Raw genomic sequence first — 15,956 nt, 5'->3', positions numbered from 1 at the left:
GGTGAACGGGACACGTCGTGGCCGGGGCGTTGGCAGGCGGGATGATCCTGGTGTGGTGGGCTGTCAGCGGGCAGCGCTGGTCGCTCGCAGCCGCCCCCCGACACGCATCCCACCGCCGAGTGGAAAGGACATCCGGTGCCGACGACTCGTGACTCCGAGCTTGCGTACGAGCAGGCTTACGTCGACACCCTCTACACGCGCCTCGACGAGATCCGCGAGACCACCCGCGACCAGCTCAGGCAGGTCCTGATGGAGGCCGGGACGGGGACGCCGCAGTCGATCGTGGAACGGGACGTCTTCGCCGCGACCCACGCCGACCGCCTGGCCCGCCTGGACGCAGCCGAGGGCCGGCTGTGCTTCGGCGCGATGGACCACACGGAGGGACGCCGCACCTACATCGGGCGGATCGGGCTGACCGACCGGGAGCAGGAGCCCATCCTGGTGGACTGGCGCGCGCCGGTCGCCACCGCGTTCTACCAGGCCACCCTCGCCGACCCGCGCGGACTGGTGCGCCGGCGCCACCTGCGCACCCGCGGCCGCCGGGTCACCGGCATCGCCGACGACCCGCTGGACCCGCGTGCGGCCACCGTCTCCGCGGCCGGGGCCGCCTCCGGGGCCGCGGACGAGGGCGCCGCCGGGTCCGGAGGTGCCCAGGCGCCCGCCTCGGGCGACACGATGCTGCTGGAGGCACTGTCGGCCCCGCGCACCGGGCGGATGCACGACATCGTCTCGACCCTGCAGGCCGAGCAGGACCGGATCATCCGGGCCGCGGCGAACGCCGTCCTGGTCGTCGACGGCGGCCCGGGAACGGGCAAGACCGCGGTCGCACTGCACCGCGCCGCCTACCTGCTCTACACCCACCGCGACCGGCTGCTGCGCTCCGGCGTGCTGGTGGTCGGGCCCAGCCCGGTCTTCCTCCGCTACATCGAGCAGGTTCTGCCCTCCCTCGGCGAGACCGGCGTGGTCTTCGCGACGCCGGGGCGGCTGTTCCCCGGCGTGGACGCGACCGGCGACGAGCCCGTCGCCACCGCCGTGCTCAAGGGCGACGCGCGGATGGCCGACGTGATCGCCGGCGCCGTCCGGGACCGTCAGCGGGTCCCCTCCCGCGGGCTGCGTCTCCGGCACGACGAGCACGACCTTCACCTGGACCGGGACACGGTCGTCCGGGCCCGCACCCGGGCGCGGCGCAGCCGCCGCCCGCACAACTCGGCCCGCCAGATCTTCCTGCGGGAACTGCTGAGCGCCCTGACCAGCCAGGTGGTCGCGCAGCTACCCAACGGGCTGCTCGATCCGGACGAGCGCACGGAGATCAGAGCGGACCTCTGGGCGGACCAGAGCATCCGCCGTGCCCTCAACGACCTGTGGCCCGTGCTCACCCCCGCCCGGCTGCTCGCCGACCTCTACGCCTCGCCCGACCGGCTTGCCCGCGCCGCCGGCACCCGGCTCACCGGGCAGGAGCGCGGCCTGCTGCGCCGCGGCGCGAGCGCCGCCCCCCAGGCCCGTTCCGCCGCCGGGCCCACCGCGCCGGCCGTCTCGGTCGCCCCCGCCGCTCCTGCTGCTTCGCCCGTCCCGGCGTGGACCCCGGCGGACGTCCCGTTGCTCGACGAGGCGGCCGAGCTGCTCGGCGACCCGGACGAGAAGGCCCGTCGCGACGAGGYCCGTCGCGCGAACGCCGAACGGGCGGCGGAACGCGAGTACGCCCGCGGAGTGCTGGAGATGCTCGGCCTGGACGACCGGCTGGACGCCGACGCCGTCGCCGAGCGCTGGACGGCCCCCCGCCAGCGCCGCAGCGCGGCCGAGTACGCCAGCACCGACCGGAGCTGGACGTACGGGCACCTGATCGTGGACGAGGCCCAGGAGGTCTCGGCGATGCTGTGGCGGCTGCTGTGGCGGCGCTGCCCGGGACGCACGGCGACCCTCGTCGGCGACCTGGCGCAGGCCGCCCGCCCGCAGGCGCCGCGCAACTGGGGCGAGCTGCTCGGCCGGGACGTCACCCATTACGCCGTCGAGCGCCTCACCGTGAACTACCGGACCCCCAGCGAGATCATGGACGTCGCCGCGGGTGTGCTGGCCGCCGCCGACCCCGCCGCCGCCGCGCCGCTCTCGGTGCGCTCCGTCGGCCGGCGTCCCCGTGCCGTCCGGACCGTCTCCGGCGCCGCCACCGCGACTCGCGCCGGCAACGAGGCCGCACTGGTGCGTGGCGTGGTCGCCGAGACCAGGGCGGCGGCGGACGAGGTCAGGGGCGGAAGGACCGCGGTGATCACCCCGCCCGGGCGGGTCGCGGCGGTGCGCGGGGCGCTGCACGCGGCGGACCCGGCGCTGCTGGCACCGCGGGAGCTCGAGACCCCCGGCGCCGCCGCGCGCACCGACCGGGGACGGGCGGCCGCGGACCGGCTGCTGGACGCTCCCGTCGCCGTCCTCACCGTCGCCGACTCGAAAGGCCTCGAGTTCGACGCCGTCATCATCGTGGAGCCGGCCGAGATCCTGGCCGGGCCGACCCGGGGCCTGGCGGACCTGTACGTGGCACTGACCCGGGCCACCCGCCTGCTCACGGTCGTGTACGCCGGTGATCTCCCCGCGGTGCTGCACGGCCTGGAACAGGAGGGCGACGTGCCCCCGCCCGCCACCGGGACGGAAAGACCCCACGGCGGTGATGCGCCGCCGGACACCACCAGTGCCGAGGCCGCCAGCGCCGGGAACACCAGCACCGGGAACACCAGCGTGGCTGCCGACACCGCCCTGTCCGCGGATGCGGATGCGGATGCCGGCGGGCGCCAGCTCCATCTGCTCTGGTGAGCRCAACCGCCCAGGTCGGCCAGCCAGGTCGGCCAGCCGGGCCGGGCATCCGGGACATGCGGGCCCTTACCAGGTCAGCGTGGGCGCGGTGGTTGAGACGGGAGCGCCGTCGAGCGTCCGGCCGAAGGGTTGCGCGGGAATTGGCCTGATGGTGGAAGTTCACAGAATCAACGGTTAGACGTTGATGGTGACTTTCGTGGGTCACTCTGGTGCTGTGCGTATCAGACCTGGGACGGGCCGTGGTGGTGCCGGGGATCCCGTAGCCGCCCGGCCGGAGTGCCGAGGTCGGCGCGCGTCCTGGCTGGTGGGGAGCTGGCGGGCGGTGCGGGCCGGAGTAGCCGCACTGCTCGTCGGGGTGGCGTGTGTCTCGTGTGTGTCCCGAGATGGCGCGCTGCCGCCGGCGCCGAGTCGCTCGGATCCGTCCTGCCCGCCGTCACCGGGGATCGCCGGCGACGAGGTCCGGCTCGGCCTGCTGTACCCGGACTCGGGCAACGCCGCCTCGCTGTTCGGCCCGTTCCGCGCCGGAGTGGACGCTCGGCTGGGCGTGGCGAACGCCGACGGTGGCGTGCACGGACGCAGCCTCACCTACCGCTGGCAGGACGACGGTTCGCAGCCCGGCGTGAACCGGACGGCGGCCCAGCGTCTCGTCGAGGAGCAGGACGTCTTCGGGATCATGGAGTCGACCACGGCGTCGGACGGCTCGGCGGAGTACCTGCACAGCCTCGGTGTCCCGGTCACGGGAACCTCGCTCGACGCCGCCTGGACCAGGTTCGACAACATGTTCAGCTACTCGAACATGATCGCGGACGGGGTCTCCGTCTCGACCTGGGGGGAGTTCGTGGCCGACCAGGGCGGGACCTCCGCGGTGATCGCCGTCTCGACTCTCTCGGCCGCGTCCGGTGAGCTCGCCGAGGAGTTGAGGGCCAGCCTGGAGGGCGCCGGCGTGCGGGTAGTCGGCACCGTGGAGGCAACCGGCCCCATCGACCTGCGCGCGGTCGGAAACCAGGTGCGTGACAGCGGGGCGGACACTCTGGTCGGAACCGTCACCGGTGGGGCCTTCGGTCAGGTCGTGCTGGGCGCGAAGGAGGCCGGGACGGACCTGCGGGTCGTCCTGTCCCCGTCGGGCTACGACCAGAGCCTGCTGAAGGCGTTCGGCCCGCTCCTGGGGGGCCTCAACGTCAACCTCTTCGTCGACTACCAGCCGTTCGAGCTGGACCTGCCCGGCCACCGTGCCTTCCTCGCGGCGATGGGCCGCTACGCGCCGCAGATGCAGCCGCCGAACCGCCAGGCATCCCTGTCCGGCTGGATCGCGGCCGACATGTTCGTGCGCGGCCTCGCCGAGGCCGGGCCCTGCCCGACCCGCCAGCGCTTCCTCGACGGCCTGCGTGCCGTGCGCGACTACTCCGCGGGCGGTCTGCTGCCCGCGCCCATCGACTTCATGACGTCCTTCGGTCAGCTGGGACGGTGCTACACCTTCCTGCGGGTGGCGCCGGACGGACAGCGCTTCGAGGTGCTTCGGCCGGCGCCCCGCTGTGGGACCCTGGGGACCTGACACTCCGCGACTCCATGATCCACGAAGCGTCGCGCGCGGTGGGCGGTCTGGAGACCGCGAGGCCCGACGTCCAGGATCGAGGGGTGTCCTTCGGCAGGTCTATGAACGACGGGAAAGGACCTTCGCCCCGGGACTTATGTCCTGAGGTGGTGAGACCACAGCTGTCTGTCATTGCCGATGCGCCGTGGGTGATGGAAAGATCCGACTGTCGCCCGGGGACCCCCCGACCCCGGGCGACGCCCCACCCACCGCGGACGGCGGCCGGGCCCCTGTCGCCGACCCCGGCCGGACCGGTGGCAGACCAGTGGCGGATGATCGTCTGCTGCGGGATGGCCGTCTGCGCCGCGCGGGTAGCCGGTTCCGTGATAGGTGTCGTACGTGGGCATCGTCTCGCCGGGGTTCCAGGGCCGGCCCCGTTCCGCCGGGGAGTCCGTTCCACCGGGTCAGTACGCCACCGACGACTTCCCCGTGCTGTCGGCCGGGCCCACCCCGCGGGTGCCGCAGGCCGGCTGGGAGTTCACGATCACGACCGAGACCGGTGCCGAGCACCGCTGGGACTGGTCCGCCTTCCTCGCGCTGCCCAGTGAGTCGCCCACGGTCGACATCCACTGTGTGACGCAGTGGTCCAAACTGGGGACGTCCTGGGAGGGCGTCAGCCTGGACACGCTGCTCGGCGAGGTGGAGACGTCCGCGGAGTTCGCCCTGGTGCACTCCTACGGCGGGTACACCACCAACCTGCCGCTAACCGACCTGCTGGACGGCCAGGCCTGGGTGGTGCACCGCTACGAGGGCGCGCCGCTGGACCCCGAACACGGCGGCCCGGCGCGGCTCCTCGTCCCGCACCTGTACTTCTGGAAGTCGGCCAAGTGGGTGCGGGGCATCCGGCTCCTCGAACGCGACGAGCAGGGTTTCTGGGAGCTCGCCGGCTACCACGACCGGGGTGATCCGTGGCTGGAACAGCGCTACCAGGGCGACTGAAGGAGCGGCTCGCCTGGCGCGTCGCCCGGCTGGTGGCGGTGCGTGACGAGACGTCCACGGCCCGCACGCTGGTGCTGGCGGTCCCCGGCTGGCCCGGGCACCTCGCCGGTCAGCGGGTCGACCTGCGCCTCACCGCCGCCGACGGCTACAGCACCCGCCGCAGCTACTCGCTGGCCGCACCGGCCGACGGCGACCGGGTGGAGCTCACCATCCAGAAGGTGCCCGGCGGGGAGGTCTCCCCGTATCTGACCGAGGTCTTCTCGGTCGGCGACCCCCTGGAGCTGCGCGGCCCCGTCGGCGGCTGGTTCGTCTGGCGCCCGGCCGACACCGCGCCGGTGCTCCTGGTCGCCGGCGGGTCCGGCCTGGTGCCCCTGATGGCGATGGTCCGCGCGCGGCGCGCCGCCGGGAGCCGGGTGCCGTTCCGCCTGATCTGCTCCGTGCGCACCCCGGAGGACCTGTACTACGCCGCCGAGCTGCGGGACGCCGCCGGCCGTGATCCGGGGCTGGACGTCACCCGCTTCTACACCCGTGCCGTGCCCGACCACTGGACGTCGCCGCCGCGCCGGCTGCGCGCCGAGGATCTCGCCGCCGCCGGCTGGCCGCCCGACTTCCAGCCGACCTGCTACGTGTGCGGCCCCACCGGTTTCGTCGAGGAGGTCGCGGACGCGCTGGTGGAGATCGGCCACGAGCCCGAGCGCATCCGCACCGAACRCTTCGGCCCGAGCGGTTCCAGCGCTCGCGGGTAGGACACGCGCGGTGACCATCTCCTGAAACGATGACCGACGTCGGACATCGGACATCGGACATCAGGCGTCGGAAGTCGGACGTCGGACTGGCGGTCCGGGTCGGGTCCGGTAGGCAGGTGCGGTGACACCTGATCCGCTGACCTCGCTGCCCGCCCGGCTCTACCTTCTCGCCTACAACCTGGAGAAGGACCAGCTGTATCCGAACCGGCGCCTCGGCCGGGCACTGCGCGCCGCCGCCCTCGTCGAGCTGGAGACGGACGGCTGGCTGGTCGACGACGAGGGCCGGGTCCGGGTGGCCGCTGCGCCGCCGGGTGGCCGGGTGGCCGGGGCCGGGCCGACCCCCCGCGGCGGCAGCGGCCGGGCCGATCCGCTCGTCGCAGCGGTGTACCGCCAGGTCGAGGGCGCGCCGGTCGCGCGGAGCTGGGCCGACTGGATCGGGCACGAGCACCGGGCGGCGGTCGTCGAGACCCGGGACGATCTGGAGGCCGCCGGCTGGATCCGGGTCGCCCGGGGCCGGGCACTCGGGGTGTTCCCGACGTCCGCCGTGGTCCTGCTGCCGCGGGCCGAGGTGCGGGCGGTGAACCGGGCCGCGGGCCCGGTCCTGCGCGGTGAGGTCGCACCCGCGGACGCCGATCCGGACCTCGCCCGCCTCGTCGCGCTGGCCGCGGCCGGCGACGTGATCACGTTGGTGAGTGCGGGGCAGCGCCGGGCGTTCGCCGGCCAGCTCGGCGCGCTCACCGCGCTGGCGGGCCACGCCGCCCGTGCCCTCGCCGGCGATGACCCCACCGGTCCGACCTCGGGTACGGCGGCCCGATCTGGTGGTCCAGGTGCCGGCCGCCCCGCCCCCAAGGTGTGAGACCGCGCGCTCGGAGGGGACGTGACGTGCGGTTTCCTGGTGGGATGGCCGTGAATTGACCGCTGTAGGCACCGGTGGTCCGGGGCCGGGGCGCGGACGAGTACCGAGGGAGCGCGTCATGTCCGTCCTGCAGTGTGGGTACGGGGAAGTACCGGGCCAGCACTACCTGCCGTCGTCACCGAAGACGGTCACGTGGGGCCGCCTGCCGACCTCGGCGACCGAGCCGGTGCTCGAGGTGGCGTCCGGGTCGACGGTCACCATCGACACGGTCTCGCACGAGGGGCTGATGGAGGACCAGGGACGTGACCCGGCCGCCTTCTGGGCCGACCTCGACGTCGGCACCGACGCGGTGCTCCTCGACGCGATCGACATCGCCCGGGAGGCGCAGCACTACCGGGGCCTGGACGGCCCGCACGTCGTCACCGGCCCGATCCAGGTCGACGGGGCCCGGCCTGGCGACATCCTCAGGGTCGAGTACCTGGAGCTGCGCCCGCGGGTGCCCTACGGCCTCGTCTCCAGCCGGCACGGTCGGGGCGCGCTGCCCGGCGAGCTGCCGGTCGACCAGGACGGGTCGCTCACCGACCGCTACAGCCAGTTCTGCGCGGTCGACGTGGCGGCTGGCCGAGCCGTGATGCGGTACGGCGCCGGACGGGAGATCACCTTCCCGATCGCGCCGTTCATGGGCCTCACCGGGATCACCCCGGTGGGGGACAAGGCACTCAACACCGTCCCGCCCGGGGCGTTCGGCGGGAACCTAGACGTCCGCGACCTGGTGGCCGGCACCGCTCTCTACCTGCCGGTGCAGATCCCCGGCGCCGGCTTCTACACGGGCGACCCGCACTTCGCCCAGGGACATGGGGAAGTGTCCCTGACCGCGCTGGAGGCGTCGCTGCGGACAACGGTGCGGCTGACCGTTCTCAGCGCGGACGTGGCGGCCCCCCTCGGCGCCGGCACCGGCGGCCCGTTCGGCGAGACGCCGGAGCACTGGATCGCCGTCGGCCTGCACAACGACCTCGACGAGGCGATGCGCCTCGCCGTCCGCGAGGCGCTGCGGGTGCTGGGCCAGGTACGGGACGTCCCGCTGATGGTCGCCTACAGCTACCTGTCCGCCGCCGCGGACTTCGTGGTCAGCCAGGTGGTCGACGACGTCAAGGGTGTGCACTGCCTGATCCGCAAGCGTGACTTCCCCGCCTGGTAGGCGGCCCGGGCCCTGAGCTCGGGGCCGCGCCGTCGTACCGCGGTGCCGCCGATACCGCTGGTGCCGTGCCCGGGACTAGATCGTGAGCTGGCCGGCCAGCAGGCCCCGGTGGTGGGCCGGGCCGCCGAACATCAGCTCGGATGTCTCCGCCCGCCTGAAGTACAGGTGGGCAGGATGCTCCCAGGTGAAGCCGATGCTGCCGTGGATCTTGATGTTCTCCGCCGCGGCCGAGAAGTAGGCCTCGCCGACGTACGCCTTGGCCAGGGACGCGGCCTGGGCCAGCCGCTCGGCCTTCCCGGAGTCGGCGACGCGGGCCGCGTGGTAGGCGGCGGACTTCGACCCCTCGACTGCGACCAGCATGTCGGCGCACTGGTGCCTGACGGCCTGGGATGACCCGATCGGCCGGCCGAACTGGAGACGCTCGCGGGCGTGGTGGACCGCCTGATCGAGGACGGCGCGTGCCCCGCCGGCGCCCTCGTTCGCCAGCGCGACGCAGGCGAGCAGGACCACCTGGGTGAGCACCGGGCCGGCCGCGCCCTCGGCACCGATCAGGCGGGCAGGGGTGTCGGTGAAGGTCAGGTCCGCCTGTTTGCGGGTCAGGTCCATCACCGGCAGCGGGGAGCGGGTGAGGCCCGGCGCGTCGCCGCTGACAGCGAACAGGGAGAGGCCACCGTCGGCCCACGCCGTCACCAGGATCAGACCGGCGACGGCACCGTCCAGCACGAAGTGCCGGGTGCCGCGCAGTGTGTAGGCACCCGCCGCGCCGGACGAGGCGGCGGTGATCAGACGGTCCGCGGGAGTGGAGATCGGAGCCGGCACCGGAGCTGGCACCGGAACCGGGGCGAGCGCGACGGGCGCACCGGTGTCAGGTCGTCCGGAGGGACCGGCGAACGCCAGCGTGCCGATGGCCGTGCCGTCGACGAGGCCGGGCAGCAGCTCCGCGCGGGCGGCCGGGTCGTCCACCGCCAGCAGGGCGCCGGTGGCGAGCACCGCCGAGGCGAGGAACGGCGCGCACAGCAGCCGCGCGCCCATCTCCTCCAGGACGATCCCCAGCTCGACGTAGCCGAAGCCGGCGCCGCCGTACTCCTCGGGAACGTGCAGCCCCTGCAGGCCCAGCTGTTCCGCCATCTGGCGCCAGACCGCCGGGTCGTAGCCCTCGGCCGTCTCCATCAGCCGGCGCACCTCCGATTCCGGCGAGGTGTGCTCGAGGAAGGACCGGACGGTGTGGCGCAGTTCTTCCTGCTCGTCGGAGAACACGAGGCTCAAGAGGTCCCCCCGGGTGGTCGGCCGGTCCAGTGGACGAGTCGGCGTGTTGCGGTTCGTTGGCTTCGTGCTGTTGTTCGGATTAGACGCGTTGCTCGTTTGTTTGGTTGGCCTGGTCGGCCGGATCGGCCGCACACGCCCGGCGGACGGTGGCCGGTGGTCGGCCGGGTGGTCGGCCCGCCGGCCGTGGGCGCCGGCGGAGGGGTCCCGCCATGGCGCGTTCCTGTCGACGCGGATGTCGCCAGCCCGGAACCTAGCCCGTCTTCCGAAGGCCGGCAATCAGTCGCTTCCGGACAGTGGTCTGACGAGGTGTCCTGGTTATCGGATTGCTGGCAGCGGACACCGGACACCGGACGCCGCGCCGACGTCCCTCGTCGTGCAGGGGCAGCTCGACCCTGCCGCTCGGCGGCGTGACCAGAGTGGTGCCGACGGGTGGCGACGCGGGAACCACCCCAGCACTGATCGTCAATTCGCCGCAGCCCGCCGAGTCCGTCGCGGGGCCGAGCGGCTTCGACTTCCCGAGCCTGTTCTCGACCTACCGGGACCTGAACGCGGAAATCGCCAGCTGCGCCGCCACGGTCACCCTGCTGGACCAGAACGGGCTGGCGTCGTGGAACGGCACCGACCCGATCGCGGCAATCCCGCTGCAGCCGGGCCAGAACATTCTCAACCTGACGGGTGACCAGCTGGCCGACCTTGATGTGATCAACCCCGTGCCGGGCGGCGTGCAGCCGTCCGACGCCACGACACTGGTCATCAACGTCGCCGTTACCGGCGACTTGTCTGGGACGTGCCGAACGTCGGCTGGCAGGGCAACGAGCCGTCCCGGCATGTGCTGTGGAACTTCACCACCAGGGGGGTCATCACCCTGCCCGGGGGAAGCGCGACGGTGGGGCACGATCTACGCACCGAACGCCACCCCGGTCGACCTGAGCGCGGCCGACATCGAGGGCAACGTCGTCGTGCGGACCCTGCAGGAGGGCAACGCCGCCGGTGCGAACGGCGGCGAGATCCACTACGCGCCGTTCGAGAACCTGGTCACGAACACGGGGACCACGACCCTGACGGACATTGCCGTGCGCGATGAGCTGGCGGGGTGTCGGCGGGTGGTGTGCCCGGTGACGACACTGGCGCCGGGGGGCTTCCACCGGCGGGAACGAGCCCGCTGGGCAGCGACCAGGTGTCCGTGACGGGCTGATCGCGGCGTGCCGACAGGCCCTCGACCGGACCCTCGACCGGGCGCGCGAAGGTGCGCCCGGTCGAGCGGGCGAGGCGCCGGTGGCCGGTCACTCCGCGGTGATGGTCCGGATCTGCCGGGCCGCCGCCGGAAGCTCGTCGTCTGACGCACTCGGCCAGTTCCGCGGCGACGGCCCGAGGGTCCGGAGCTGCTCCACCTGGAGCCGGGCCCACGGCGAGATGGTGAGCGCACCGCTCATCACGTCGTCGACGAACGTCGACCACGGCAGCCAGAACGCCTCGGCCACTTCTTCCGGATTGATCTGGAAAGCGCCGGAGGTGCGGGTGAAGAAGACCGGGCAGATCTCGTTCTCCACCGTTCCGTCGTCCATGACGCACCGGTAGCGGAACGTCGGAAGAGCCAGCTCGATGGGCCCGGCCTGCAGCCCGAGTTCTTCCTGCAGGCGCCGGGTGATGGCCTCCCGGAAATCCTCACCAGGGGCCGGGTGACCGCAGCAGGTGTTGGTCAGAACCCCCGGCCAGGTCCGCTTCTCCAGGGCCCGCCGCGTGACGAGGAGGCGATCGAGGTTGTCGAAAACGTAGGACGAGAAGGCCAGGTGCAGGGGAGTCTGCGGGCCGTGCACCGTGGCCTTCGGAGTGGTGCCCACGACGTCGCCGGACGGACTGAGCAGGATGACGAGTTCCGGCGTCTTTACTGCCGCCCCGCCCGACCTGTGTGAGTCATGTGGACGAGAAATCATATCCTGAGGCCCAGGATGATTCGCGGTAGCCATGCAGGCATTTTATCCAGGGCGCGCACCGAGGTCGCGTGACTTTCCGCACCGATGTTGTCCGAGGGGCGGCCGGAAATATGGTTCCGGTGGCGGGCCGGCCGCCGAACGCAGACGTATTCGCACCCGCCCGCCCGCATCCTGTGCAGGTAGAAGCCATGTGTGGTCGCCAGGTGCGCGGCCGGGCGCCGCCGGGACCGAAGAACACACGTCTCTCCGGGATGGTTCTTTGTGTCGCCGTGTCGTGATGGCGACACATCCCCGGCGGCTTCTCGGCGCCGCGCCGTGTTCGCCGGACAATCATCCCTCGGCCGCCGGGCCACCGCGGCCCCGGCCACCGGGCCGACCGGCCGTACGGCCGGGGTTCGGCCCCGGCCACGGCCCAGGTCACGGCGATGGTCGCGGTCGCGTTCGGGGCGCCGGCCGATGGCACCTCGGAGGGTTCGGGGCGCGCACCGCACCTACCCGGGAGTGGAGTCGCCACCACGGGGCGGGTCCTGCCCGCCCGGCCCGCGCCAGGAGCGGGCGAATGCCCTCCGCGCGCCGTATTAGCGCGATGTTTCGGCGATCGTAGCCGGCCGGACCCAACGTTCATCGATTCGTGGGTGGCGTRCTCGCGGCCGGGATCACTATCGTTCCCCGAGGCGTTCGGCGCTTTTGCCGAAAAAGCTCCCGAGTTTCTGGAGGATCGATGGTGGACCGGCGGTCATTCCTACGTTCTGCGTTCGTCGGCGCGGGTGTGATGGCTTTCTCGGCAACCGCGCTGGAGGTGGCCATGGCGGCTCCCGCGCAGCCGGGAACGAGCCCCTATGGGGCACTGYTCGCGGCTGATGCCAACGGTGTTCTGCTGCCGTCCGGATTTACCAGCAGAATCGTCGCGAGGTCCGGCCAGACCGTCTCCGGCACGAGCTACGCCTGGCACAGCGCGCCGGACGGCGGCGCCTGCTACGCGAACGGCACCGGATGGATGTACGTGTCGAACTCCGAGGTGGGCAGCGGGTCCGGCGGCGCGTCCGTCCTGCGCTTCAACTCGGCCGGGACGGTGACCTCCGCCCAGCGGCTGCTCTCCGGCACGAGCAGCAACTGCGCCGGCGGAGCCACGCCGTGGGGGAGCTGGCTGTCCTGCGAGGAGACGTCCACCGGGCGGGTGTGGGAGACCTACCCGGCGACCGGCGCGGCCGCGGTGGCCCGTCCCGCGATGGGCCGCTTCGCCCACGAGGCCGCGGCCTGCGACCCGGTCCGCCAGGTGATCTACCTGACGGAGGACCAGAGCAGCGGCTGTTTCTACCGCTTCAGGCCCACGACCTGGGGGAACCTGTCGAGTGGCACTCTGGAGGTCCTGTGCGCCTCCGGGTCCGCCACCTCGGGCACCGCGACCTGGCAGACCGTGCCGGACCCGGACGGATCGCCGACTGCGACGCGCAACCAGGTCTCCGCCGCCAAGCACTTCAACGGCGGCGAGGGCGTCTACTACGCGAACAACACCGTCTGGTGGACCACCAAGGGTGACAACCGGGTCTGGAAGCTGAACTGCGCCACCAACGCGTTCGAGCTGACCTACGACGACTCCCTGGTCAGTGGCACCGCACCGCTGACCGGCGTCGACAACATCACCGGCTCCAGCTACGGCGATCTCTACGTGGCCGAGGACGGCGGCAACCTGGAGATCTGCATCATCACGCCGACCGAGGTGGTGGCGCCGATCCTGCGCCTGTCCGGCCACGGATCATCGGAGATCACCGGCCCGGCCTTCTCGCCGGACGGCTCCCGCCTCTACTTCTCCTCCCAGCGCGGCACCACCGGCTCGTCCTCCGGCGGCATCACCTTCGAGGTGACCGGCCCGTTCCGCACCTGAGCCCGCCCGGCCCCGGGACGGCCACCCGCCCGTCCCGGGGCCGCAGTACGTCACTGCGGTGACGCCTGGCCGGCGACCACCGGTTCGACGGCCTCGCCCAGGTAGGCCTCCCGGACCGTCGCGTCGGCCTGCATCTCCTCGGGTGTGCCCGCCGCCAGGACCTGCCCCTGGTGCAGGACGACGATCCGGTCGCAGGCCGACATCACCAGCGCCATGTCGTGGTCGACGACCAGCACGGTGAGGCCGCAGCCGTGGGCGAGCTCGCGCAGGTTCGCGGCCAGCTCGCGGATCTCGGTGATGGACAGGCCGGCGCCCGGCTCGTCGAGCAGCACCACCGCGGGGTTGCTGGCCAGGGCGCGGACGATGCCGACGAGCCGGCGCTTCGCCATCGGGAGCTCGGTGGGGAGCCGGGGGAGGTCGTCGGTCAGCCCGAATCCCTCCAGCGCGGCCCGTGCCGGGGCGGGGAGCCGGCCGTCAGTGCCACCCGCGTTCTCGGCGGCGACGCGCAGGTTCTGCGCGACGGTGAGATCCTCGAACAGCTCACCGGCCTGGAAGACGCGACCCAGTCCGGACCGGGCACGGGTGTCGGCGCCCTCGCCGCCCAGGGGCCTGTCGCCGAGGAGGACCTGGCCGCCCTGGGTGGCGGCGAAGCCACCGATCGCGTCGAGCAGGGTCGTCTTGCCGGCGCCGTTCGGGCCGACGAGCCCGGTCACCGAACCGGGCAGGGCCCGCAGGGTGACGTCCTGGACGGCGGCGACCCCGCCGAAGCGCACCGACACCCCCACCGCGGCCAGCTCCGCACCGGCCCGGGCCGGCTGTTCCCCGTCGGGGACCGGAGCCGGGTCGTGCTGGAAACGCCGGTGCCAGGCCACCCCGTTCTCGTGCACGAGAACGGTCACGACCAGCGCCGCGCCGAAGATGGTCGCGTAGTTCTCCGTGACGAAGCCGATGTGCAGGTTGGCGATCACCAGGTACACCAGGCCACCGAAGGCCAGCACTCCACCGAGCAGGCCCCCCGTGACCGAGGTGACCCCCGCGATCACCGCCAGGCTGACGAGATTGATCGATTCCAGGAACGAGAACTGGGTGAAGGTGACCGAGGAGCTGCGGAACCCCAGCAGCACGCCCGCCGCACCGGCCATCGCCGAGGAGATGACGAAGGCGGAGAGCTTCGCGCGGGCGACGCTGATACCGACGGACGCGGCGGCCCGCTCGTTCGTCCGCACGACCAGCAGCCGCCGCCCGAGCGCGGACCGCCGGACGGCAGCCACCGCGCAGGCCGCGACGACCAGCCAGAACAGGGCGACGAAACCGTACCGGCCGGGATGGCGCGCCGCGTCCACCTCCAGGCCGAAGACCGTCGGCGGGTGCGGCTGCGAACCGGTGATGCCCCCGGTGTAGTGGGTGCTGTCGAACAGCACTCCGGAGATCGCGACGGCCATGCCCATCGTGAGGATGGCGAGGTTGATGCCGCGGACCCGCAGCGCGGGCAGCCCGACGAGCAGACCGGCCAGCGCACCGACCACGGCACCGGCGACCGGGGCAAGCACGAAGGGCAGGTGGATGTCCAGGTCGAGGCGGACGGCCGCGTAGGCGCCGAGGCCGGCCACGGTCATCTGCGCGAGGCTGACCTGGTTGGCGTAGCCGATCAGGACGACGAGGGACAGCACGAGGATGCCGAAGATGATCGAGAGTGTCGCCGCGTCCCGCCACTGGGCGTCACCGAGGAGCAGCACGCCGGCCGCGGCGGCGAGCGCGACAGCCGCGGGAAGCGGGCGGAACAGGCCCGCGGCGACCGGCGCGGCGGGGACGGCGGGCAGCCGGTTGCTCGCACCGTCCCTGCGCAGCACGAGGATCGCCATGACGGCGACGAAGGGCACCGTCTGCGGCCAGCCGATCTGGAAACGCTCCGGGACGTGTTCCGCGACCAGATGGGTGACCACGCTCTCGCCGACGCCGAGGGCGATGCCGCCGGCCAGGGCCAACAGGTAGCTGTCGAACCGACCGAGCAGGGCGGYCGCCAGGGCGAAGGCCATCACGGTGAGCATCGCGGTGTCGAACTGCCCCACGATCGGCGCGACGAGGATGCCACCGGCGGCTGCCAGCGCCGAGCCGAGCGCCCAGTTGAAGGCACCCAGCAGGTGTGGTGACGCGCCGAGCGCCGCGGCGGCGGACTCGTGTTCCGCCATCGCCCGCGTCATCAGCGGCAGCCGGGCGGTCGCCGACCAGAACGACAGTGCCAGGACGACCACGACCGCGATCGCGAAGATGATGATCCGCTCGGAGGGGATCGTCTGGTCGAAGACGTCCACCCCGCCGGACGGGAAGGAGCTGTCGGGCACCCGCGCCGCGTTCCCGAAGGCAGTGTGTGCCAGACCGATCAGCAGGCCGAGCAGACCGAGCGTCGCGACCATCCGCGAGAGCTGGGTGCGGTGCCGGACGAACCGGATGACGAGCAGATAGACGAGGCATCCGAACAGGGCCGCCCCGAGCAGGGTGATCAATGCGGCGGGGATGTCCGGTATCCCATGATCGTCGCGTAACCAGTAGTACACCAGTGCGCCCCACAGGGCAATCCCGCCGTGCGCGAAGTTGATTGTCCGGGAACCTCGGTGTATTGCCACGATCCCGACGGCACTAACCGCGTACACGCCGCCGACACCAAGACCTAAAAGCGCGAACTGCAGGATGGTCCGCGGATCCATGACACCCCCAGTGCATAGGGGCGAGAAGTGACCGAATAGT

General features: G+C 72.6%; 11 protein-coding genes. 8 read left to right on the top strand and 3 right to left on the bottom strand.

All coding sequences use genetic code 11. The features are described 5' to 3' along the window. The first annotated feature begins 135 nt into the window (after positions 1 to 135). The 6 genes from CC117_RS21040 to CC117_RS21015 all read left to right on the top strand — a co-directional run bounded on the left by CC117_RS21040 (position 136) and on the right by CC117_RS21015 (position 8,126). A complete protein-coding gene (locus CC117_RS21040) occupies positions 136 to 2,796 on the top strand; it encodes a HelD family protein (protein WP_071086756.1) in 2,661 nt (886 codons plus the stop codon). Positions 2,797 to 3,118: 322 nt separating this feature from the next. Then, positions 3,119 to 4,348, top strand: a complete 1,230-nt coding sequence (locus CC117_RS21035; protein ID WP_071086923.1) for an ABC transporter substrate-binding protein — start codon at positions 3,119 to 3,121, stop codon at positions 4,346 to 4,348. A gap of 378 nt (positions 4,349 to 4,726) precedes the next feature. Beyond that, on the top strand, positions 4,727 to 5,326 hold the full coding sequence (locus CC117_RS21030; protein WP_071086921.1) for a sulfite oxidase-like oxidoreductase: 600 nt from the start codon (positions 4,727 to 4,729) through the stop codon (positions 5,324 to 5,326). Then, positions 5,296 to 6,072, top strand: a complete 777-nt coding sequence (locus CC117_RS21025) for a ferredoxin reductase (protein WP_071086754.1) — start codon at positions 5,296 to 5,298, stop codon at positions 6,070 to 6,072. Before CC117_RS21030 ends, CC117_RS21025 begins: the two co-directional genes overlap by 31 nt. Before the next feature lie 121 nt (positions 6,073 to 6,193). Then, on the top strand, positions 6,194 to 6,928 hold the full coding sequence (locus CC117_RS21020) for a GOLPH3/VPS74 family protein (RefSeq protein ID WP_084132508.1): 735 nt from the start codon (positions 6,194 to 6,196) through the stop codon (positions 6,926 to 6,928). A gap of 118 nt (positions 6,929 to 7,046) precedes the next feature. Further along, a complete protein-coding gene (locus CC117_RS21015; RefSeq protein ID WP_071086752.1) occupies positions 7,047 to 8,126 on the top strand; it encodes an acetamidase/formamidase family protein in 1,080 nt (359 codons plus the stop codon). Positions 8,127 to 8,201: 75 nt separating this feature from the next. Here the strand turns inward: CC117_RS21015 and CC117_RS21010 are convergent, their stop codons facing one another. Then, complete coding sequence (locus CC117_RS21010; RefSeq protein WP_071086749.1) at positions 8,202 to 9,392, bottom strand: acyl-CoA dehydrogenase family protein; 1,191 nt, start codon at positions 9,390 to 9,392, stop codon at positions 8,202 to 8,204. 407 nt (positions 9,393 to 9,799) lie between these two features. On the opposite strand from CC117_RS21010, the gene CC117_RS21005 reads away from it, so the two are divergent. Continuing rightward, complete coding sequence (locus CC117_RS21005; RefSeq protein ID WP_131803109.1) at positions 9,800 to 10,579, top strand: collagen-binding domain-containing protein; 780 nt, start codon at positions 9,800 to 9,802, stop codon at positions 10,577 to 10,579. 96 nt (positions 10,580 to 10,675) lie between these two features. Here the strand turns inward: CC117_RS21005 and idi are convergent, their stop codons facing one another. Further along, positions 10,676 to 11,359: an isopentenyl-diphosphate Delta-isomerase gene (gene idi, locus CC117_RS21000; protein WP_198541929.1), complete on the bottom strand. Its 684-nt coding sequence runs from the start codon at positions 11,357 to 11,359 to the stop codon at positions 10,676 to 10,678. A 691-nt stretch (positions 11,360 to 12,050) separates the two neighbouring features. Here idi and CC117_RS20995 point away from each other — a divergent pair. Further along, on the top strand, positions 12,051 to 13,211 hold the full coding sequence (locus tag CC117_RS20995; protein WP_071086919.1) for an alkaline phosphatase PhoX: 1,161 nt from the start codon (positions 12,051 to 12,053) through the stop codon (positions 13,209 to 13,211). 50 nt (positions 13,212 to 13,261) lie between these two features. On the opposite strand, the gene CC117_RS20990 is transcribed toward CC117_RS20995, so the two are convergent. Beyond that, positions 13,262 to 15,916, bottom strand: coding sequence for an ABC transporter permease subunit (locus CC117_RS20990; RefSeq protein WP_071086743.1), 2,655 nt, complete (start codon positions 15,914 to 15,916; stop codon positions 13,262 to 13,264). Positions 15,917 to 15,956: the final 40 nt, after the last annotated feature.

Source organism: Parafrankia colletiae, assembly GCF_001854655.1.
In the GTDB taxonomy this organism is placed as follows: Bacteria; Actinomycetota; Actinomycetes; order Frankiales; family Frankiaceae; genus Parafrankia; species Parafrankia colletiae.
This window is presented reverse-complemented; position numbering and strand designations above follow the sequence as displayed.